At 37.4% G+C, this 20,940-nt stretch carries 18 protein-coding genes, 1 pseudogene and 1 riboswitch; of the genes and pseudogenes, 14 read left to right on the forward strand and 5 right to left on the reverse strand.

The window, feature by feature from the left end; genetic code table 11:
• The first annotated feature begins 2 nt into the window (after nt 1-2).
• From BK574_RS04440 to BK574_RS04485, 11 genes and pseudogenes are all read left to right on the forward strand, one after another.
• Entirely contained in the window at nt 3-677 is a 675-nt protein-coding gene (locus tag BK574_RS04440; protein WP_238457949.1) for an alcohol dehydrogenase catalytic domain-containing protein, read from the forward strand.
• Nucleotides 678-692: 15 nt separating this feature from the next.
• A pseudogene (locus BK574_RS28250) lies at nt 693-1,025 on the forward strand (zinc-binding dehydrogenase); the annotation flags it as partial.
• A gap of 83 nt (nt 1,026-1,108) precedes the next feature.
• Nucleotides 1,109-1,861 (forward strand): SDR family oxidoreductase, encoded by a 753-nt coding sequence (locus BK574_RS04445; RefSeq protein WP_078427675.1) that lies wholly within the window; start codon nt 1,109-1,111, stop codon nt 1,859-1,861.
• 30 nt (nt 1,862-1,891) lie between these two features.
• The gene (locus BK574_RS04450) at nt 1,892-2,857 is read left to right on the forward strand and encodes a thiamine pyrophosphate-dependent dehydrogenase E1 component subunit alpha (protein WP_078427676.1); all 966 of its coding nucleotides are present in this window, start codon (nt 1,892-1,894) and stop codon (nt 2,855-2,857) included.
• Nucleotides 2,858-2,886: 29 nt separating this feature from the next.
• A complete protein-coding gene (locus BK574_RS04455) occupies nt 2,887-3,858 on the forward strand; it encodes an alpha-ketoacid dehydrogenase subunit beta (RefSeq protein WP_078427677.1) in 972 nt (323 codons plus the stop codon).
• A 15-nt stretch (nt 3,859-3,873) separates the two neighbouring features.
• A complete protein-coding gene (locus BK574_RS04460; protein ID WP_078427678.1) occupies nt 3,874-5,184 on the forward strand; it encodes a dihydrolipoamide acetyltransferase family protein in 1,311 nt (436 codons plus the stop codon).
• 30 nt (nt 5,185-5,214) lie between these two features.
• Nucleotides 5,215-6,609, forward strand: coding sequence for a dihydrolipoyl dehydrogenase (lpdA, locus tag BK574_RS04465; protein WP_078427679.1), 1,395 nt, complete (start codon nt 5,215-5,217; stop codon nt 6,607-6,609).
• A 37-nt stretch (nt 6,610-6,646) separates the two neighbouring features.
• Nucleotides 6,647-7,819 carry a TRAP transporter substrate-binding protein DctP gene (gene dctP / locus BK574_RS04470; RefSeq protein ID WP_078427680.1) on the forward strand — a complete coding sequence of 391 codons (1,173 nt, stop codon included), beginning with the start codon at nt 6,647-6,649 and terminating at the stop codon, nt 7,817-7,819.
• 380 nt (nt 7,820-8,199) lie between these two features.
• Nucleotides 8,200-9,516 (forward strand): TRAP transporter large permease, encoded by a 1,317-nt coding sequence (locus BK574_RS04475; protein ID WP_078427681.1) that lies wholly within the window; start codon nt 8,200-8,202, stop codon nt 9,514-9,516.
• Between the two features lie 24 nt (nt 9,517-9,540).
• Nucleotides 9,541-10,089: a TRAP transporter small permease gene (locus BK574_RS04480; protein ID WP_078427682.1), complete on the forward strand. Its 549-nt coding sequence runs from the start codon at nt 9,541-9,543 to the stop codon at nt 10,087-10,089.
• Nucleotides 10,090-10,110: 21 nt separating this feature from the next.
• Nucleotides 10,111-11,106, forward strand: coding sequence for a zinc-binding dehydrogenase (locus BK574_RS04485; RefSeq protein ID WP_078427683.1), 996 nt, complete (start codon nt 10,111-10,113; stop codon nt 11,104-11,106).
• Between the two features lie 172 nt (nt 11,107-11,278).
• Here BK574_RS04485 and BK574_RS04490 read toward each other — a convergent pair whose 3' ends face one another.
• Nucleotides 11,279-13,072, reverse strand: coding sequence for an ABC transporter substrate-binding protein (locus BK574_RS04490; RefSeq protein WP_078427684.1), 1,794 nt, complete (start codon nt 13,070-13,072; stop codon nt 11,279-11,281).
• Nucleotides 13,073-14,177: 1,105 nt separating this feature from the next.
• Between BK574_RS04490 and BK574_RS04495 the strand changes: the two genes are divergently transcribed.
• The gene (locus tag BK574_RS04495) at nt 14,178-15,293 is read left to right on the forward strand and encodes a M20 metallopeptidase family protein (protein WP_078427685.1); all 1,116 of its coding nucleotides are present in this window, start codon (nt 14,178-14,180) and stop codon (nt 15,291-15,293) included.
• 73 nt (nt 15,294-15,366) lie between these two features.
• Here BK574_RS04495 and BK574_RS04500 read toward each other — a convergent pair whose 3' ends face one another.
• Together BK574_RS04500 and BK574_RS04505 are read right to left on the reverse strand one after the other, a co-directional pair.
• Entirely contained in the window at nt 15,367-16,077 is a 711-nt protein-coding gene (locus tag BK574_RS04500; RefSeq protein WP_142247895.1) for an L-2-amino-thiazoline-4-carboxylic acid hydrolase, read from the reverse strand.
• A 178-nt stretch (nt 16,078-16,255) separates the two neighbouring features.
• Nucleotides 16,256-18,241, reverse strand: coding sequence for a S9 family peptidase (locus BK574_RS04505; RefSeq protein ID WP_078427686.1), 1,986 nt, complete (start codon nt 18,239-18,241; stop codon nt 16,256-16,258).
• A gap of 236 nt (nt 18,242-18,477) precedes the next feature.
• Nucleotides 18,478-18,589, forward strand: a riboswitch (SAM riboswitch).
• A gap of 91 nt (nt 18,590-18,680) precedes the next feature.
• Between BK574_RS04505 and msrA the strand changes: the two genes are divergently transcribed.
• The gene (msrA, locus tag BK574_RS04510; protein WP_078427687.1) at nt 18,681-19,145 is read left to right on the forward strand and encodes a peptide-methionine (S)-S-oxide reductase MsrA; all 465 of its coding nucleotides are present in this window, start codon (nt 18,681-18,683) and stop codon (nt 19,143-19,145) included.
• Nucleotides 19,146-19,311: 166 nt separating this feature from the next.
• On the opposite strand, the gene BK574_RS04515 is transcribed toward msrA, so the two are convergent.
• Together BK574_RS04515 and BK574_RS04520 are read right to left on the reverse strand one after the other, a co-directional pair.
• Nucleotides 19,312-19,728 (reverse strand): cupin domain-containing protein, encoded by a 417-nt coding sequence (locus BK574_RS04515; protein ID WP_078427688.1) that lies wholly within the window; start codon nt 19,726-19,728, stop codon nt 19,312-19,314.
• Nucleotides 19,725-20,324, reverse strand: a complete 600-nt coding sequence (locus BK574_RS04520) for a TetR/AcrR family transcriptional regulator (protein ID WP_078427689.1) — start codon at nt 20,322-20,324, stop codon at nt 19,725-19,727. The genes BK574_RS04515 and BK574_RS04520 overlap by 4 nt, the downstream gene beginning before the upstream one ends.
• Nucleotides 20,325-20,650: 326 nt before the next feature.
• On the opposite strand from BK574_RS04520, the gene BK574_RS04525 reads away from it, so the two are divergent.
• Nucleotides 20,651-20,917 carry a DUF1450 domain-containing protein gene (locus BK574_RS04525; RefSeq protein ID WP_078427690.1) on the forward strand — a complete coding sequence of 89 codons (267 nt, stop codon included), beginning with the start codon at nt 20,651-20,653 and terminating at the stop codon, nt 20,915-20,917.
• Nucleotides 20,918-20,940 lie beyond the last annotated feature (23 nt).

Genomic DNA, 20,940 nt, shown 5'->3' on the forward strand with positions numbered 1-20,940 from the left:
CAATGAATGGCTTAGTAAAACAAGGAGATCGTCTCCAATTATTGGATGTCGAAGAACCAAGGTGTCACGATAATGGGGTAAAAGTAGAGATTAAGTTTACTGGCATTTGCGGGACTGATCTTCACATTCACCATAATGAGTTTGAAGTAACCGATTCGATTATTATCGGCCACGAGATGTCAGGTGTAGTTGTAGAAGTTGGTAAAGATGTAAAAACGATTAGCGTTGGTGACCGCGTTGCCGTTTTACCATCGAATGTGCATACGTGTCAAAACTGTGAGTATTGTGACAAAGGTTTATATACACTTTGTCCTGAAAGACAAGGAATGGGACTCCATGTGAATGGCGGGTTTGCCAAGTACGTAGTTGCTAGAGAGGACATGTGTTATAAACTGCCAGACCATATCTCCTATGAGGTTGCTGCGATGTCTGAGCCATTGGCCGTTGTCACACAGCCGATTGAAGAATTAGGTTCAATTACAAAAGATGATGTAGTCTTAGTATCAGGGCCGGGACCGATTGGATTATTGGCGGTATATGTTTTAGTGAAGAAGGGCTGTAAAGTATTAGTAGCAGGAACGAAACAAGATCAAGAGCGTTTGAATATCGCAAAAGAAATTGGCTGTGCTAGAACAACTGATGTATTAACGGAAGATTTACAGGCGGTTGTAAAATAGGAAACTGCTGGCCTTGGTGTCCATTTCGTTGTTGAATGCTCAGGTAGTGCCAACGCGGTCAGAAGCGGACTGGATGTATTGAAAAAAACAGGGACATTTCTTCAGGTCGGCCTAATCGGGAAAGAGATTACCGTTGATATAGATACGGTGTTATACAAGCAACTCGTCATCAAAGGTTCGATGGGACATGGGCTAGCTACGTGGGATAAAGTGATGGAAATCTTAAATTCGTCAGGCGAAGATTTAGAGAAAATTATCACGCATCGCTATCCTCTAAGTCGCTGGGAGGAAGCGTTTAAGATTTGCGAAGCTAGAGATGGAGCTAAAGTGTTAATCTACAATGATTAAATTGAACTACCTTTAAAAAGTAAAACTACGCTATTAATTAACTGAAGATTTAGATGTTTCTAAACATTGGAGGAGATAGGTGAATGGAATTTGGTGTTAAAGGAAAAGTCGCACTAGTGACGGGTGCAGGTGGCGGAATCGGTGGTAGCATAGCTCAGTATCTAAATCAAGAAAATGCGTTTGTCTATTTAATAGATAGAGATGAAAAGGGACTTAATGATGTTCTAAACAATTTACCTAATCAGGAATTAGCGAAAGTCATTCCATTAGATATAACTGATTATAACGCAGTTAAGACAGTAATAGATGATATTGCATTAAATCATGCAACTCCAGAAATTGTTGTTAATGCTGCTGGTATAGCGGGATTAAATACACCTATTTTTCAATTAGAAGAAGAGGATTTTAATAGAATAGTTAAGGTTAATTTGAACGGAACGTATAATATCATCCGCCACGCCTCGTTACACATGGTCGAATTAGGACGAGGTAAAATTATTAATATCGCTTCAATGGCAGGTGTAGCAGGCTCAAATTTATTTCAGTCACATTACGCCGCATCAAAAGGTGGAGTCATTTCATTGACACGATCAGTCGCTAAGGAGTTGGGACCAAAAGGAATAAATGTGAACGCGATTGCACCTGGAGTCATTGAAACCCAAATGATCGCTGGAATGAAAAGTGAAGCGAAACAGGATTATTTTTCAAAAATTCCACTTCAAAGAATTGGAAATCCTGAAGATGTTGGAAAAGTAGCATTATTTTTAGCATCGGATTTGAGTATTTATATGACGGGGCAAATTTTGAATGTAGATGGCGGAATTGTCATGGCGTAATGGCTTTTATAATGAAAGGAGTTGTAACCTTTGAGCAAAAACATAACAAAAGAATTTAAGCTCGATCTCTATGAAAAACTATATTTATCAAGACGTTTTGAGGATGAATTGCAAGGGTTGTTTGCTGACAACAAGGTTGTTGGATGGATTCATTCTAATAAAGGACATGAGGCTATTGGTGTTTCACTTGCAATGGCGATGAATGAAAATGATTATTTAGTTCCACACCATCGTGACCGCCCTGCCTTTTTAGCTAAGGGATTATCCGCTAAATCAATATTGGCAGAGATCATGGGTAAAACAACAGGCGTTTGTGGCGGCCTTGGTGGAGAATTACACATTATGGATGTAGAAACCAAAATATATGGTCCAACTGGAGTTTTAGGTAGTAACATGCCAATTGCCTTAGGTATTGCTTATGTAAATAAGTTAGAAGGCAATAACAATGTGGTTATCTGTAATTTTGGTGAAGGCGGAAGCAATAGAGGTTCATTCCACGAAGCTATGAATATGGCAGCGTTATGGTCATTACCTATTGTATTTGTTTGCGAGAATAATAGATTTGTTGAATTTACTCCAGTTCATTTACATATGAACGTTGAGGATGTTGCTGGTCGTGCAGCTGGATATGGTGTAGAAGGCGTAATTACAGATGGTTTTAATCCTATTGAATCTTATCACACATTTAAAAAGGCTATTGATAAAGCTAGAAGTGGCGAAGGTCCAACTTTAGTTGAGGCAAAAACGTATCGATTAGATGGCCATTACGAAGGGGATCCGATGAAATATCGAGATAACAAAGAAAAGATCGAATGGGAGAAAAGAGATCCTTTAATTGTTTTTCGAGCTGAATTAGTTAATGATTCTGGCATCGAAGAATTAGAAATTGAAGCGATTGAAAATCGAGTCAATCAACATATGGAAGAAGCAATTGAGTTTGCGTTAAAGTCTGAACATCCAAAAGCATCAGATACTTTTAAAAATGTCTATGCATAAACAGCAAATGAAAGGATGGAATAATTGTAATGGGAAAATTGAACTTTAGATGGGCAATTACACAAGCACTTGATGAAGAGCTAGCTCGAGATGATAAAGTATTTTTGATTGGACAAGATATCGGACAATCTGGTGGTGTATTTGGCTTAACAAGAGGACTTTACGATAGATATGGTGGATGGAGAGTGAAAGATAGTCCGATAAGTGAAGAAGGTATAACAGGGCTAGCCGTTGGGGCAGCAATGATTGGCCATCGCCCAGTCGTTGAAATTATGTACATGGATTTTATGTCACTTGCTATAGAAGAATTGGCTAATCAAGCAGCAAAAACTCATTATGTATCTAACGGAAAAATCAAAGTCCCAATGGTAGTTAGAACTCTAGCTGGGGGTGGGTTTAAAGCAGGTATCCATCATTCTCAGAGTTTAGAAAGCTGGTTTACACATATTCCAGGATTAAAAGTTGTGTATCCTTCAACTCCATATGATGTGAAAGGGTTACTAAAATCAGCAATAAGAGATGATAATCCCGTTGTATTTATCGAACATAAAGGTTTATTTAGCGTAAAAGGTGAAGTACCCGATGAGGAGTACGTCGTTCCTTTAGGGAAAGCCGATGTCAAAAGAGAAGGTTCAGACTTAACGATTATTTCGTACGGAAAAACCGTCCATCAGTCTTTAGAAGCAGCCGAAGCTTTGGCTGAAGAAGGGATTGATGTAGAGGTAGTAGACTTAAGAACATTGGTTCCTATCGATCAAGAAACGATATTTAAATCGGTTCAAAAGACAAACCGGGTAATGATTGTTTACGAAGCAACGAAAGAAAGCGGTTTTGGTGCCGAAGTATCCAGTATGATTTCTGAAGAATTAATTTATGATCTAGATGCTCCTATTAGACGGGTTGCAGGTGCCTTTACCCCAATTCCTTTAGGAGCGGCCGAAGATGCGCATTTTCCAACAGTCGAGAAAATTATTAAAGAAGCAAAAGAGATGTGTCACTAAAAGGTGGGAAGAACAATGGCTACTGAACTGAAAATACCCAAAATCGGGGTTGAAATGACAAGTGCATTAATTGACCAGTGGAATATTGATGAAGGAAGTCAAGTAGAACAAGGTGATGTCCTCCTTAATATCCAAACGGAAAAAGTCACCTATGAAATTGAGTCACCAGTTTCCGGGTTTGTTAACCTTATAGGTAATGAAGGCGAAGAGTATAATGTTGGGGCTGTTGTTGCAAAAATTGCTCAGACTCAAGATGAATACGATCAACTAAATGATGGTCCAGTAATTGAGTCAGAGAAGGCAACCGAACCGATAGCAGAAAAACAGCAAGAGTTAGAGGTGGATGGCACTTCTTCTGAATGTACTAAACGATCAAGTAATTGCAAAATTGCCCAACTGAATAGAAAAGTGAGGTCTACCCCTCTAGCTAAAGCAATCGCAAGAGAAAATGGAATTGATTTATCCACTATTAATGGGAGTGGTCCTTCAGGAGCAATTGTCAAGCAAGATGTTCTAAAAGCGATTGCAAATAAGGTTGAAAACGTCCCGACCGAGCAACCGACAACCCTACCAGAACCCGCAGCAGAACCTGTAACAGAAACTGCAATGGAAACAACAGAGTTGAAACGAGTGGCGGAAAGAAAACCTTTAAAAGGAATGCGAAAAAACATTGCTAAACATATGATGGCGAGTCTCCAAACCACTGCGCAACTAACAGACATTAATGAAATTAATGTTAGCAAACTCGTGCAGTTTAGAGATGAATTAAATGAAGAACTTGCGGATCACTTAGGATACAAGATATCGTTCAACCATTTATTTATCAAAGCAGTTTCCATTATCTTAAAAGAGCATCCTGTATTTAATTCCAGCATAACGGATCAAGAAATTATCCACTGGGAAACGATAAATATTGGATTTGCCGTATCGGTAGATGATGGATTAGTCGTCCCAGTCATCAAACAAGTCGACCAATTATCACTGAATGAAATTGCGAGTCAATTCACTGAATTAGTGGATCGCGCAAGACATGGAAAGCTTACCTCCGATGATATTTCAGGTGGAACATTTACGATTACCAATGTTGGTAGTTATGGTGGATATTTCTCCACACCTATTTTGAACCAACCTGAAGTGGCCATCTTAGGAATTGGGAAAATAAAAGAGAAACCGATTGTTAATGAAAACCGTGAAATTATCGTCGGTGACATGCTTGGATATAGCTTAACTTTCGACCATCGTTTAATTGATGGCGCGACTGCTGGAGAATTCCAAAAAGCATTTAGTCATATTATGGGTAACCCCAAATTACTTTTGGTTAAATAAATAGTTGAATAAGAGAGAGGAGAGAACAACGTGGAAACAAATTGGCAAACTGTTGTTATTGGTGGCGGCCCAGGGGGTTATGCTGCAGCAATAAGGGCTGCACAATTAGGGTTAAAAACACTTTTAATCGAAAAAGCACAGCTTGGTGGAACGTGTTTAAATGTCGGTTGTATTCCGACGAAATTTATGGTGGAATTTGCAAATTCCAAACAAAAACTGAACCACCTTGCAAATATTGGTGTTGATGTCACTTATAACGGCCTTAACATGGACAAATTCCAAAAAAGTAAACAAAAAGTTGTAAAAAAACTAACTGGGGGAGTCAATGCGTTACTAACACATGCTGGTGTCGAAGTGATTAACGGTACAGCGGAGTTTGTTTCAGAACATAAAATAAAGGTTGTAACTGAAACAGAGTCACTAGAAGTTGAAGCAAGTCGTTTCATAATTGCGGCAGGTACACGACCTGCTGAAATCATCATTCCATTTGATGGAGACCGAATTGTTTCGAGTACTGATGTGTTAAGTTGGAGTGAGCTGCCAAAATCGCTAACAATCGTTGGTGCTGGTGTTATTGGAATGGAATTTGCGAGTATTTTTTCACAATTAGGGGTTGAGGTATCCGTAGTTGAAGTAGCTCCTCATGCCTTAATCAATGAAGATCAAGATGTTGTCAATCATCTAATAAAAGCATTGAAAAAACGCAAAGTAAAATTCTATTTTAATGCGAAGGTTGAATCGGCTAGTAAATCAGAGAATGATGTGACACTATCTGTCGATCAAGATGGAAATCAAGTTTCAATATCTTCAGAAAAAGTGCTGCTCGCTGCTGGCAGAACAAGTAACGCAGATACGTTGAAGCTTGAAAATACGAGTGTTGAAACCGACAAGGGCTTCATCAAGGTGAATCAACAGATGCAGACCAACGCAGAGCATATTTATGCCGTTGGAGACATTGCTGGAGGTTGGCAATTAGCACATGTCGCTTATGAAGAAGGGGTAGTCGCCGCGGAAAATATTGCTGGAAACAAAGTTGAGTTTAATGACAAATATACACCACGCTCAGTCTTTACGTCTCCAGAAATTAGTTCCGTAGGCTTAACCGAACAACAAGCGCGAGAAAGATATGACCAAGTAGGCGTCTATACCGCTTCTTTGCAAGGAAATGGTAAAGCATTAATTAACGGTTTAGGTAAGGCTGAAGGGATAGCCAAAATCACTGTCGATGAGAAGTATGGTGAAATATTAGGTTTCTCGATCGTTGGTGAACATGTAAATGAATTGATTGCCGATGTAACGAGTGTGATGAGTTTAGAGAGTACGATTGAAGATTTAGCTTCTATTATTCACCCACACCCGTCATTATCGGAAATTATCAAGGAAGTGGCTCTTTTGGCTACAGGAAAACCATTACACACGATGTAATGTAACAATAAAAAATTATAAGTGGGGGCATGAGTAGATGAAAAAAAATCTGATCATTTTAATGTTTGTATCATTATTTGTATTGATGGTAGCAGCTTGTAGTGGAGGTGGATCTGAACCTTCAAATTCTGAAGGGGCATCTAATGAAGGCAATGATAGTGGAGAAGCAGCAAATACAGGTGAAACAATTAAACTTCGTGTAGCGACTGGATTAAGTGAACAGCATGGTTGGTGGCAAGGATTTATGGTTCCTTGGATGGACCGCGTTGAAGAGTTAACAGACGGACAAGTTCAATTTGAAGGCTTTGCAGGTGGAGAGTTAGTTGAAGTCGTTCAGGAGCCAGATGCTTTGAAGAATGGAACGGCTGATGTTGCGATCTTAATTCCTTTCTATCATGAAAATTTATTCCCAGCATCATCAATTACATTCTTACCAGTTAGTTTTACAGATGAGTTCATTAGTGGTGATGCATTAAACAAATTAATGGAAAGTGATGTTGCGTTAGGTGATACTGGTAAAACTTACTATGAGTCTCATTATGGAGATAATGGATTTAAGACATGGGCGCTGAATGCTGGTGCAGTCTATTCGATTTCAACAACAGGTCATGAGTTCAATTCAGTAGATGATGTAAAAGGAATTTCTATGCGTACACCAAACCTTTTATTTGAACTTATGGCGAAAAACATGGGTGTAAACAGTGTATCGATGAATATCGTTGAAGCTTTCGACGCATTAAATCGTGGTGCATTTGAAGGGATCTTCCATACCGTTGCGGACTGGACAGGTGCAGGTTTCCAAGATTTATTAACATACACAATTGATGATTTATTCTTAGGGTCTTCCAACGGTGTATTTGCGATGACACAAGAAACTTGGGATAGCTTACCAAGTAATGTACAAGATGCGATGAACCAAGCTCAGCAAGAAATGTACGAAAATGGAATTCAAGAATGGGTAACGCGTGCAGAAGAAACAAGAGCGTATAATGTTGAAGAAGCTGGCGGCCAGTTTATTTCATTCCTTGACTTACCAGAAGATGTTCAACAGCATATCACAGAAGCCAATGTTAAAACGTGGTATGACTATATTGATTTCTTAGAAAGCAACGGCAACCCTGGTAAAGAAATTGCCATCCTATGGCGTGACCTCTTAATCGAGGCTGGTGGGGATGTACCTGATGAGTTAATGAATTTAGAAGACTATTAAAATATTTTATCCCCGCTACACTTACTATAATAGTAAATTATGGCGGGGATAAATGAAATTAATAATAAGGTTCTATAGCACCACAATACATAGTGCTAACTCGTTGAATGCCACAATATAGAATTAAACTAGGTGAAAAAAAATTAAATAAAGGCTGTTTTCGTAAACTGTGTTGCTTTTGGACCGTTTTTTGAAAATAAAATAGCCTTTTCTAGACAAATTCATTTGTCTGAACGGCTATTTTATTTTCAAAGCTGCTTACGGTCCAAAAGCAAATAGCAACAATTCTTGAGAAAAGAGCCTAAATAAATGACTTAGTATCGATTCATTTTCTCAAATTGATTGAAGGTTAATAAATAAACGTTTGGTGGTGACTTAAAGTGGATGCTGTAGCTACTATTATCGTAGTATTAATATTATTTATTGTACTATTACTATTTGGTTTATATATTCATTCGGTTTTACTTGCTTCAGGGGTTATTGGGTTGATCCTTTTAGATGGTTTTGGAATACTAGAAGGTTTACTAGGTAATCAAGCTTATCATAGTGTTGCTACCTATTCATTATCTACTATTCCATTATTTGTATTAATGGCCCAATTTATCTTACAGACTGATATTGTCAAAGACTACTTTAATATAGTACATCGCTTGTCACGTGGAAGTGGTAGCTTTCTAGGAGGACTAACGATTGTAGCGGGTGGATTTTTAGGAGCTGTATCAGGTTCGGGAACGGCTTCTTCTGCAGCATTGGGACAAGTTGCCGTACCTGAATTAACAAAAAAAGGATTTAGTCCAGCACTTTCTGGAGCCATTGCGGCTACGGGTGGATCTTTGTCTAGTATTATTCCTCCAAGTATTACATTAATTATTTATGGAATTGCAACAGAAACACCGATTGGCCAATTATTTATTGGTGCTATTTTACCAGGGGTCCTAACAACTATTGTTTTTATTGTAGTAATGTACTTTTTAATGAAATCCTCTTGGAATAAGCGGAACTTAGTCCAATCAAATGACCTGACAGAAAATATAACCATTCCACTCACTCGGTTGATTATCATTACATCCGTTGCCGTTATTATTGTTGGTGTCATTTTCGGTGGTATTTATATGGGGTTTGTTACACCTACTGAGGCGGGTGCTGTTGGGGCGTTTGTTGCTTTCCTTTGTGCTCTCGTATTAGGAAAGGTCAATAAAAGATTTGTGATGACGTCCATTCGTGAAACCGTAAAAATCTCGGTTATGGTTATGTTAATTCTTATTGGTGCGAAAGTATTCGGTCGTTTCATTTCACTATCTTTAATCCCTAGAAGATTAATAGAAGTTATCGAGCCGATAATGGCTTATCCAGCGATTGTGTTAGGTGTTCTACTAATTATTTACTTCTTCTTATTCATGTTTATAGAAGGGGCTGCTGTTATTTTAATGACAACTCCTGTTGTTATTCCGATTGTTAATGCTTTAGGTGTTGATCCATTATGGTTTGGTGTTTTCGTTTCCGTTATTGGAACCATTGGGTTAATCACCCCACCAGTTGGTATTAGTGTTTATGCTGTATCAGGGGCAAGTGGATTATCATCCGACTCCATATTTAGATTTACGTTAATTTTCGCCATTGTGGCGTCGATAGTCGTAGGGGGAGCGATGATTGCCTTTCCAGATCTTGCACTATGGTTACCTAACTTAATGAGATAATTTTGCAGATGGGGTGATTTAAAAATGAAAATGCTTGAGAAAATCTATAATGTTTTTCAATCTATCAAGTCTTTCGGGATTGTTATATGTGGAATTAGTATTTTTGCGATGATGTTATTCATTGTGGCGGATGTATTCAGTCGAAATTTCCTTTCTGGCTCTATAAATGGAAGTATTGAGTTTATACAATATTACTTAATGCCTCTTGCCGTCATTCCAGGCTTAGCCCTTGTGTACGGCAGCGGTATCCTTCCGAGAATGGAGCTTTTAATCGACAAGTCTCAAGGGAAAATGAAATTTATCACGGCTAATGCTTTGTTAATCTTTGAATTTATCTTATTTGCGTTCGTGATTTACTATTCAATGAAGTTTGCGATTAGCGGTGCGGCATCTGGTTCTTCCTTTACAGCAGGTGGAAGAATCTATCCTTACTATCACATTCTGTTTGTTATCCCAGTTGCATTTCTATTTGTAAACTTGGAAATCCTTTTCATCGTTATTCGGAATTTTCACAAGAAAAGAGGCTTTTTTAAATTTTATGCATCTGAGGAAGAACAAACAAATACTAACTAATTTAAAGGTGAGGTGTGAAAAATGAAAGTATTTTATCATCGTGTAACGAATCGAGACCAGGTAGGTTCTTATGAAGAAATCGAGGACCCTAGAATCGGCGAAAATGAAGTGAAAGTGAAATTAAAATATGCTGGTTTAAATCACCGTGATTTATTCGTATTAGGAAGACAGAACGAAGGAGATCCACCACTTATCATAGGGTCAGATGGTGCTGGTGTAATAGAAGAAATTGGTACTGACGTTAAGGGGTTTAAAGTTGGAGATGAAGTGGTTATCAATCCAAGCTTGAGATGGAAAGAAAAAAGTGATGGGGCTCCACAAGGTTTTGAAATATTAGGTGGAAACCATACGGGTACTCTCGCACAAAAAATCGTCATTTCCTCAGAAAATATAGAATTAAAGCCAGCCCATTTAAGTTGGGCGGAAGCAGGAGTGCTTCCTTTATCCGCTTTGACTGCTTATCGTGCCCTAATAACAAAAGCGAATATTCAACCAAATGAAACTGTATTCTTGCCAGGAATCGGAAGTGGAACCATAACGTTTGTATTACTTTTTGCAAAAGCTCTAGGTAACCGAGTAGTTGTTAGCTCCAGATCAGAAGCGAAACTCGAAATGGCGAAAAAGCTTGGTGCAGATGTTACGATTAATTCAAACACAGACTGGGAAGAAGAACTTAAAGAAGAAAAAATTAATGTTGTCATTGAAAGTATTGGCGAAGCAACATTCAATAAATCATTAGAACTCCTTGAAGATGGTGGAAGACTTGCAAGTTTCGGGGGAACTTCAGGATATAATTTAAATGTTAATCTTTTTGAAATTTTTTATCGACAAATTTCAATTTTAGGAACGACAATGGGAAGTCAAGATGAATTCAAAGAGATGTTGAAATTTGTAGAAAAACACAAAGTAAAACCAGTCATCGATCAAGTGTTCCCAATAACAGAAACAGCAGAAGCTTTAAAACGTATAGACGAAGCAATACAATTCGGTAAAATTGGGATTGAAATTGAAGATTAAGCAACTATATATGAGAGATATAAGTCCTAATGTGAAGAATATTCCCTTTACATTAGGACTTTGATTAATGGTATGACAAATAATTAAAAATAGAAAGCTTCTTAATAGAAAGAGGTAAAGAAATCACGAGATATTAAAGAACAGGCCCGCACTATCTATCGGTAATCTTCAACTACCTTCTTCTCTTATACCATACCTTACTATAATTAATTCCTCCAGTTTGAAATAAGTTGATTCCTTCCATTGACTTTTTTTCGTTATAAAATAATTGAAAGGTATTGTGGTGGATTAATAGTACTTTGTTACTGTCGATTAAATGTTGTTCAATGGCAAGGATGGCTTTGAGCTGGTCTTCCCGTTTAGGGATCGTTGTGATTTGGTCTAATTTGGAAAATAGGTCTTGTTGTTCTTTTTCAGCCATCGTGTTGCATATAAAACCTAGCGGACTACTAAATATGCGGGTAAGTGAAAGGACAATATCTTCTTCCACGATAACGCCAACCAAAATGATATCGGCTGTATTACGATGTTGTTCCATCAGGAGATCCGAAATCGACATGGATTGTACTTCTAAGTGAATGCCATAAACTCTACAAAAACTTATGATTTTTTCAACTAGAGGGTCTTTTTTCTTTTCTATATCCACATAGGGGACAACCAAGTTTAAGACTTCCCCTTGATAGTCTGCTTCGGTTAATAACTGTTCAATCATGTTAGTATCATAAAGGGGAGGGCCGGCTCCTAGCTCAGAATGTTGTTCATATAAAAAGTGATAAGCAGGTCGTGTCAGTTCATCTGTTGCATGATTCTTACAATTCCAAATAATTCGATATAATGCCTTTTTAATCGCGGGGTGGTTGTGTATGCCAGGTTTGCTTGTATTAATTGATAAGTAGGAGGCACCGTTGGGAGTTTGATAAATTGGTTTCCAATGGGCACCTTCATGATACATATCAGGATAACTAAATAAAAGTGAGTCGGTTTGGTAGTTTTGATTGACGTAAATCAATTCAATTCGGTCAATATGTGGCCTCATTTGAAAATAGTGCTCATGAGCGACGAGAATAATTCTTTCTTCACTCCATTTGAGTACTTTATAAGGACCCGTACCAATAGGAGTATTTTTTTCAAGCACGTATTCTTTCCACTCTTTAGGTAAGATTGAGGTTCGCCTACTACATAGTTCATTTAATAATAAATAGTTAGGTTGGTTTAGTGTAATTTTTAGTGCGTATTTATTGATCACAGTGATTTCTTTATAATGGACCGATTCATTCCTATCTTTATAATCATTTGTTTCACTTAAATGTTCGATCGTAAATTTTACGTCGTGGGCATCTACACATCTCCCATGATGAAAGTAAACCCCTTTTCTTATATATAAAAACCACTCGGTTCCGTCCTCAGAATGTTCCCAATGAAAGCAAATATGAGGTTGAATGCTTTGAGATTCATAGTCAAACGTAAACAAAGAATCAAAAAGGTGTTGCGTGATCTCATGCTCTTGTCTCGTAAGACTTTTTAACGGATCTATACTCTTCACTTTTTGCCGAATGGGACATCTTAATACATCAATTTCAGCTTGACTATTCTGTTCCTGCTCTAACGATAATCCAAAATAACCTTCTAAAAAATGTTCCAATTCCTCTTGAATATGTAAATCATATTTATTGAGCTTCTCGATGACTTCTGTATATTTCCCTTGTTGAATTAAATCTTTAACGAGAAAATGCTCCATTTCTGATTTCGAATACAAGAAGGTGAGCAATGGTTTCTTTCCTCGCCCTTTAAATACTTCCCAAGTAATCCATCCTAGTTCCTTCATATTTTTCATAATAAGCTTTGCATTCCGTTCCGAGCAAGCTAACAAATCAGCCACTTCGTGGATGGTTAGATTGAAGGGGTAACATTCAGAAAATACAGAATATTTAACGCGCAATATTAAGTAATGTTCTTCTAGCCTCATAATATCCTCCAGAAAAAACGTGATAATAATAATTTTTATTTTACACTTTTTAGCTAAATATTGGAATCTTATAATAAGGGTAAGGTTATAATTAGAAAATGTTGGAGGGATTTCTATGATGCACCATTTTACAGTTGAGTCCAAAGTGAATGAACATAAACATAGAGTGAATCAAATAAATAAAAATTCTTGGAGAAACAATGAAATATCTAAACGCCGAAGTTCAACGTCGCAACCATTCATGAAAATCGCACTTGCAGCACTTTTGAATAAAAAAATATAATGAGGACGCAAAAGAAAGTTCAACCGATTAGATATGACAAGATAGATGCCCAAATGCTTTATGGAAAACAGAACATGCACAATTGAAAGAGAAGATAGTCTTAGGTTACCTTTTCGATATCAGTACGGTTGCATTTATGTGGATTGTGATGTGAAGGAAAAGGTACCAACATATTTGTAATAAGAAGAGCTATTATTAGTATAAGGACGTCGTTGCTTCCATTGAGGAAAAATTAGACTAATCTGGTTTGATTCCAAAGAATAAGGAGGCTGCTTTATTCTTTGGGATTGTATACTGAATTGGTGAGGTGCTTCAACGCGAAGCAGCATATCACCCTATTTTACGAAGTGAGTTTTAGTCCAATGGCAGACTTTAAAAAAAACTCAATAAAAAATATTCTTTCTAGTCCTTTCGTTCTGTAAATATAGATAGAAGCATCTATTCTCTTATTTCATTTATCGTTAACCCAATTTCCGCAGGTTCTGCTTGGTTTTATGATTCGATCTGTTTTTTATTTAAGGAACACTCCTATCATTAGGAAGCAATAAAAAGAGGATGTTTAGCGTTAGGTTTAGTAACATAGCGTACCTGTTGTCCTTTTGCATCTGGAAACTTATTCATTTTATGAAAATAAAGAATTGTAGGTTCGTAGCCTCCTAGCAACTATTAATTAAAACTTAATCGAGATCGAAACGTTTGGGTGTAGGGAATAACCCAAGCGTTTTAGTAATGCTAATGTTCTCTTACCCCCTTTAATCTATTAGGAGAATGGATATTGTGTAATGACTATGATAGAATTTTGAATAAAAAGGAAGAGTTACAGTGGAACCTTATAACCTAACCTTAACGAAAAATTTACGTCATGAATTACATATGCATCCAGAGCTTTCTAACGAAGAGGTATGGACGAAGCAGCGTTTGATAGATTTTCTTAAAGACCATACACACCTAGAAATTGTAGACAAAGGGAAATGGTTTTATGCCATTCATTGGGCAAAGGAGGCTAAAAAGAACATTGCATTTCGTGCAGATCTTGATGCACTTCCGATTGCGGAAACGATAGATGTTCCTCACGCCTCAAAGTTCTCAGGAGTTTCTCACAAATGTGGGCATGATGGTCACTCGGCATGCCTTGCTGGGTTTGCCCTTGAAATCGACCAGAAGGGGTCTGATAAAAATATCTTCTTCTTGTTTCAGCATGCAGAGGAAACAGGGGATGGGGCGGCTCAGTGCGTTTCTTTAGTTAAGGAAAATCATATTGAAGAAATTTATGCTTTTCATAATATGAGCGGAATGGCTCTTAACACCGTACATGTCATTGATGGAACGGCTCACTGCGCATCCAAGGGAATGTCGATACATATGGAAGGTACGCCAGCACATGCAAGTCAGCCTGAGGATGGAGTCAATCCATCATTTGCCATGGCAAAGATTATTCAAGCAATCCCTGAGTTTACTTCACGTGAGAAAAATAACGGGGAGGTACTATGCACCGTCGTTCAAGTAGATATTGGTGAAAGAGCGTTTGGAGTTTCAGCAAGCAAAGGAAACTTACTTTTAACCATTCGCGCATTTTATGAAGAAGAGTTAGATCAGCTCCAGAAAAATTTTGAAAATTTTTCTCTAGAACTCTCTGCACAGTATGGGTTGAAGACGAGTTTTTCTTACAATGATACCTTTCCTGAAACTGTGAATCATAAAGAAAGCTCAGACAAAATTCGTTATGCCTGTCAAAAGAAAGGGCTTCAGCTTGGTGAAATGAAGGAAGCCTTTCGTGCATCAGAAGACTTTGGTCATTATTTAAAAGAGACAAAGGGAGCGATTTGTTACATCGGAAACGGAGAGGATTACCCTCCGATTCATACTGTGGAATATGACTTCCGTGATGAGATGATCGAGACTGCGGTTGAACTTTTTAAAGGATTGGCTGAATTATAGTCCCATTGATGGAGAGGAGAAGGGGCTGTCGTAAAATTAAATTTTTGAAGACAGCGACCTTTCTTTTTACGTATTAGTCTTTTTTCGTATGATCTTCTAATTTGAAGTTAAAGTGGCATACTCCTTCTTTTAAAATATATTGATCATGTTCCACTTCAAAATTTGGGTTATACCCTTTGGCTACGGCTGGATCAATCATCTGACAATATAAAATTCCATATTCATGCATGTTATCATCCGCCCATTGCTGACCAAAAGGACATTTCGTAAATGTCTGTTCAATTAATTGTGGTTTGAAGATGTTTTCAAACTCAAACAGATTGCTACGACCCATATCATAGTTTGATAGATAATTTTCAATCGTATTCGGCATACCAAGGTGAGCGGCTCTTTGAACAATTCCTTTTCCACGTTCTTCTCCAAACGTTCGAACACCTTCTTTGATTGCCTCTTTACCTTCTTCACCGTAGACATCTACAACAACTTTAGTGACTTGAGCAAATAATTTAGCCATTAAACCATAAATTGTTATTTCGGAATATTTATTGGCGCGATCAAAGTCCTTTGGAATGTAATCACTTAACACGTGATCTTCACCTTCACGTGAAGCTAGTACAGCAATATCGTGTGCCTCTTTATATCCGAAATTTTCAAGGCCTTTTTGAAGTAACTTTTTCCCTTCTGTATCAAAAGAGGAAGTAACAGACTTCTCTATATGACTAAACAGCTTAGCTGTAATTCTATACATCGATAAAGGTGGTAATGGAGTCTTGTTAGATAACATAAATTATCTCCTCATTTTTATTTTCTACTACTATTTATGTTGTTTGTTCTGTTTCAATATAAATTATTTCGTTCAAAACGCCAGTTGAAGCCCCTAACTTTCTCCACTTAAAAGGACGGCTCTTCTGTTTCTGAATTCAGTAGCAAGAACCGTCACTATGGAATTCTCAGTTAATTATTTAATTTCGTCGATCATCAAACCAACTCATTAAATGTTGTAGACGCTCTAAGCGATGTTTCGGTTTACCAGAGCGTGAAAGGTTATGGTTTTCATCTGGGAAGCGAACGAGCTTCGTTTCTACACCTAATCGTTTAAGGGCAATATACCATTGTTCTGCTTGCTCCATCGGACAACGTAAATCTTGTTCACTGTGCAAGATGAGTGTTGGTGTTTTCACATTACGAGCATAGGTGAGTGGTGATACTTTTAATAGCTTCTCAACATCATCCCATAAATCAGCATGTCCATGCTGCCATTCAGTGAAGAAGAACCCAATATCACTAGTTCCATAGAAACTATGCCAGTTACAAATACAACGTTGCGTAACAGCCGCTTTGAAACGATCTGTTCGAGTCACGATGACATTGGTCATGTAACCACCGTAACTTCCTCCTGTAACGAATAATTGGTCGTGATCGATGTAGTTAAAGTTTTCTAAGGCATAATCTACACCAGCCATTATATCTTCATAATCCATACCACCGTAATCACCAATTACCGCATTTACAAATTCATGACCATAGCCATGACTTCCTCTTGGATTCGTATAAAGCACCACATAACCTTTAGAGGCCATTACTTGCATTTCATGGTGTAAACCATTTCCATAAGCTGTTGCTGGACCACCGTGAATTTGAAGGATCATCGGGTATTTTTTACCTTCTTCATATCCATAAGGTTTTAAAATCCAACCTTCAATTTCTTTACCATCTGTACTCTTATAATGTAAATTTTCAGGAGTACTTAGATGAACTTTATTATAAATCTCTTGATTCCAATTCGTTAACGTTTCCACGTTCTCCACATTATTTAAATCTTGTGTAACTAAATCTCCAGTAGAATGAGGAGTAGCAAGAACGAGGACGGCTTGATCATAGTTGACGATATCATAGGACGTAACAGTTGCGACAGTAGGAGATAAGGCTGCTGTTACCTCACCGTTTAGATTTACTTTAAATAACTGGCAATCACCACCAACTGTTGCACTAAAATAAATATGAGTGCTAGTCGAGTCCCAAATTAATCTCAATTCTGCGGTGTCATATTTCGCATCGACACCTACAAGGTTTCCAACGGTGTAATCAAAGTGTTCCGTTAAGTTTGTTAATTGACCAGTTTCTACAGAAAGGAGGAGAACATTCGCATTCCCTTGACTTCTCTCACCACGTGTATGCCCTGCCACTGCTAGCCATTTACCGTCTGGTGAAAGAGAAGGTGCCATAATATTTCCAATTCCTTGATAGAACAACGTCTCTTCCTTTGAAGCAATATCATATTTCCAAATAGCAGGGAGGTAGCCCCACTCTTGATCATCTGCCTTCGTTCCAACAAAGAATAAGCTTTTTCCGTCTGGTGAGAAACCAGGTTGACCAAAATCATGGTCGCCTTCGGTAACCTTTGTATAAGCTTTTGTCTCTATATCAAATAAATAAACATGCTTACGGTCGTCGTTATAAATACCAACTCCGTCACCTTTATAACGAAGTCTTGTAATCACCTTCACATCACTTTTTTCTTCATCCTCATCAGAGGTCACCTTTAATTCACCTTTAATCGTAAGAGCGAGCTGGCTGCCGTCTGGCGACCAAACAAAATCACCGATTCCTTGCTTGACGTCTGTTAATTGTATAGCTTCACCACCATCTGTATGTAAAAGCCATATTTGATTTTTTCCTGTACGGTTTGAACGGAAAGCAATCGTGCTTCCATCTGGTGACCACAGTGGAGTCGTATCCTTAACTAATGTCTCGTTTGAATAATGAGAGGTAAATTGTCTGCCTTCACCTTTTAAATTAGTTACATAGATATAAGAATAGTAACCATCTTTTTCTTGATCTACATGAGTTAAGACATAGGCCACTTTGTCGCTGTTAGGGTAAACCTGAGGATCACCGACAAACTTAAATTTAGTTAAGTCTTCTGTTGTAATAGGACGTTTCATCATTTTAAATTCCTCCATAATTTACAATCTATAAGTCTATCTTAACATTTCGGCAATCGAAGTAAAATATTTTTATTGATATTTCAGTATATTATTTTAGGGTGGCTCTCTAAAGCCTTGAAAAAAATCATAGAGATGGTTCAATCAATAAAAGTTAACTTTAAATAAATCCCCTTGCAAAATAATTAATTATCATCTATAATACTATTCAAATAACAATAAATTTAATAGCGATAGACTTCTTATCCAGAGTGGTGGAGGGACAGGCCCTTTGAAACCCGGCAACCATTAAATCATATTTGATTTAAACGGTGCCAATTCCTGCAAGGTGTATACCTTGGGAGATGAGAGGATCGTATATAAATACGATAACCTCTCTATATTTTAGAGAGGTTTTTCTTATGGGAAGAAGATTTATCGCTCAAATGAGGAGCGAATTAAAATGGAAAAAGCAGTATTTGGTGCAGGTTGTTTTTGGGGAGTGGAAGCGTTTTTTGAAAGTATTCGTGGAGTTGAAGAGACAAGAGTAGGGTATACAGGTGGTCATGTTGAGAGTCCTTCCTATGAAGTAGTGAAAACGGGAAAGACTGGTCATGCTGAGGTGATTGAAATTTGGTATAATCCTTGGAAAATTTCTTATGCAGAACTCGTGACTAAATTTTTTGAATGTCATGACCCAACAACATTAAATCGCCAGGGAATTGATGTAGGAACTCAATATCGTTCGGTTATTTTCTTTCAAAATTTTCAACAATTAGAAGTCGCAAGTAAAATAAAAGCGGATCTTAGCCAAGCGAGCGCTAAAAAAATTGTCACTGAAATTTCGCCAGCCAAAACGTTTTATCAAGCAGAAGAGTATCATCAAAAGTACTTTCAGAAAAATGGATCCGTTGCTTGTGGAATTTAAATTAAAAAATAAAACAGCTAGTCTTGCAGAACTAAATGTAAAAAAATTCTCGAATTTATTACGAGATGATGTTTCAATGTAGTAGCAATGACCTGTTGAATATATAATTACCCAAACAGCTAATGAATAGCTGTTTGGGTTCATTTTTTCTGTGGTAGTATAAAATTTAAAGGACCTTCATTCCAACTGGAGATACCTCTTCTGAAAAGGTAGAATGGGAATCCTTGCTAGCAAAAAAAGCTAAAAATTTTGCAGTTTCATCGCCTTTATTTATTATATAGTGTGGAACAGAAGGTGGAATAACGACGAGATCGCCAACGGTTATGGTGCAACGGTCGTTTCCAATCATTACTTCTGCATTTCCGCTTAAAACAAATAAAATTTCCTCACTGCTTTCAGAATGTTCTCCAAGCTCGTTTCCTGCTTCTACCTCAAAATAGACAACCGTCGTCTGAGTACTGTTAATGCCAGACCAGAGCGGAAACTGTGGGGTGAATGGTAAATTGGCTTTCCACTTTTTCTTTTTGTCACTGTCGTACCACAAATCCAATAGAGGTAACTTGTTAATATTTACAGTTTTCAAAGGGTTTCCTCCTTTAGTTTTAGCAAAATAGCTCTTGTTGTTTGTTCAATACATATACCTTTGTCCAAGCCACTTAATTTTCTTAACGTTCGGTAAAAGAGGGGGTGTAACAAGCTGCGGATGAAGCCTCCGATTTGTTCTTTTCGATCGTTTGGAATAGCCGTGTCCTGGAGTAAGACCTGTACAGCGGCTTTAATTAGAGCCTCATTTTGTAAGGCCGAATTCCTCATAACTTTAGATTGTTCTGATAGGCGAAACGAGAGCCAAACGAGTTCCATCGTATTTTCATGGAAGGAATAAAAGTCAGTTACGATCAGTGTGACTTTTTCATCAAGTTCGTGTAAGTGTAAATACGTATGAATTTGAGGTAACTTATTGATCTTCAGAAAGTGATTCGCGCATCCCCGAAATAAATCTTCATTCGTCGGAAAATATTTACGAATTGTGGGTATCGAAACTCCAGAATGTTCTGCGATTATTTTTATATCGGTGACCCCTTCTGAGTGCATCGTGTAAGTAGCTTCAATAATGCTTTCAATGGTGGATTGTTTTCTTTTTTCACGAAGATCAGAATGATAAGTGCGTTTCTTTCTCATAGTACAACCTTCTCCTATAAATCGGTACTATTGGTCTAGAGGTGCAACATTACCTTCCTCATATTTGCAAAAATTCTTTTAATTATTACATATGACATTATATGTAAAATGGATATATATAGACACTATTCAATATTAAAAATATATATCGAAAATAAAACCAATTTGAAACACTGCAAACTGTTTACCTCAGTTTGCGTTAAAGTTTATTTACACTAGCATCGTTGTGTTGAAGTGAAAAGGTAGAATTAGTGTATAGTAGAACTTGTTAGGGATTTAAAGAAAAAACCATGAAAATAAACGATTAAGTAAGAGGGCGATCATTCTTGAAGCTGTTCCGATTTTTACGAAAGCCGAAGATTAATATTGAGTTTTGTGTAAATAATATAGATCAATTTTTAACAGATGAACATGTTTCTAAGTATAACGAGCTTTTCAATCAGGTTAATGTGAACTATAAAGAATATGAGTGTTTAAGTAAGTGTGAACAATGTAAAAAAACTTCTTATGCCGTCATCAACGGAAAATTGATCGAAGCAGATGATTACGGTGAATTATTAAAGGTAATGAAGGAAGTAGAAAAATCCGTCTAAAGCATAGGCACAATTACAGCGAG

Origin of the sequence: Alkalihalobacterium alkalinitrilicum (genome assembly GCF_002019605.1) — a bacterium.
In the GTDB taxonomy this organism is placed as follows: domain Bacteria; phylum Bacillota; class Bacilli; order Bacillales; family Bacillaceae_F; genus Alkalihalobacterium; species Alkalihalobacterium alkalinitrilicum.

What these genes read in the sequence shown, in the direction of transcription:
- BK574_RS04440 (WP_238457949.1), top strand. Translation starts at nt 3, where the DNA reads ATGAATGGCTTAGTAAAACAAGGAGATCGTCTCCAATTATTGGATGTC.
- BK574_RS04445 (WP_078427675.1), top strand. Translation starts at nt 1,109, where the DNA reads ATGGAATTTGGTGTTAAAGGAAAAGTCGCACTAGTGACGGGTGCAGGT.
- BK574_RS04455 (WP_078427677.1), top strand. Translation starts at nt 2,887, where the DNA reads ATGGGAAAATTGAACTTTAGATGGGCAATTACACAAGCACTTGATGAA.
- BK574_RS04460 (WP_078427678.1), top strand. Translation starts at nt 3,874, where the DNA reads ATGGCTACTGAACTGAAAATACCCAAAATCGGGGTTGAAATGACAAGT.
- dctP (WP_078427680.1), top strand. Translation starts at nt 6,647, where the DNA reads ATGAAAAAAAATCTGATCATTTTAATGTTTGTATCATTATTTGTATTG.
- BK574_RS04480 (WP_078427682.1), top strand. Translation starts at nt 9,541, where the DNA reads ATGAAAATGCTTGAGAAAATCTATAATGTTTTTCAATCTATCAAGTCT.
- BK574_RS04485 (WP_078427683.1), top strand. Translation starts at nt 10,111, where the DNA reads ATGAAAGTATTTTATCATCGTGTAACGAATCGAGACCAGGTAGGTTCT.
- BK574_RS04490 (WP_078427684.1), bottom strand. Translation starts at nt 13,072, where the DNA reads ATGAGGCTAGAAGAACATTACTTAATATTGCGCGTTAAATATTCTGTA.
- BK574_RS04500 (WP_142247895.1), bottom strand. Translation starts at nt 16,077, where the DNA reads ATGTTATCTAACAAGACTCCATTACCACCTTTATCGATGTATAGAATT.
- BK574_RS04505 (WP_078427686.1), bottom strand. Translation starts at nt 18,241, where the DNA reads ATGATGAAACGTCCTATTACAACAGAAGACTTAACTAAATTTAAGTTT.
- msrA (WP_078427687.1), top strand. Translation starts at nt 18,681, where the DNA reads ATGGAAAAAGCAGTATTTGGTGCAGGTTGTTTTTGGGGAGTGGAAGCG.
- BK574_RS04520 (WP_078427689.1), bottom strand. Translation starts at nt 20,324, where the DNA reads ATGAGAAAGAAACGCACTTATCATTCTGATCTTCGTGAAAAAAGAAAA.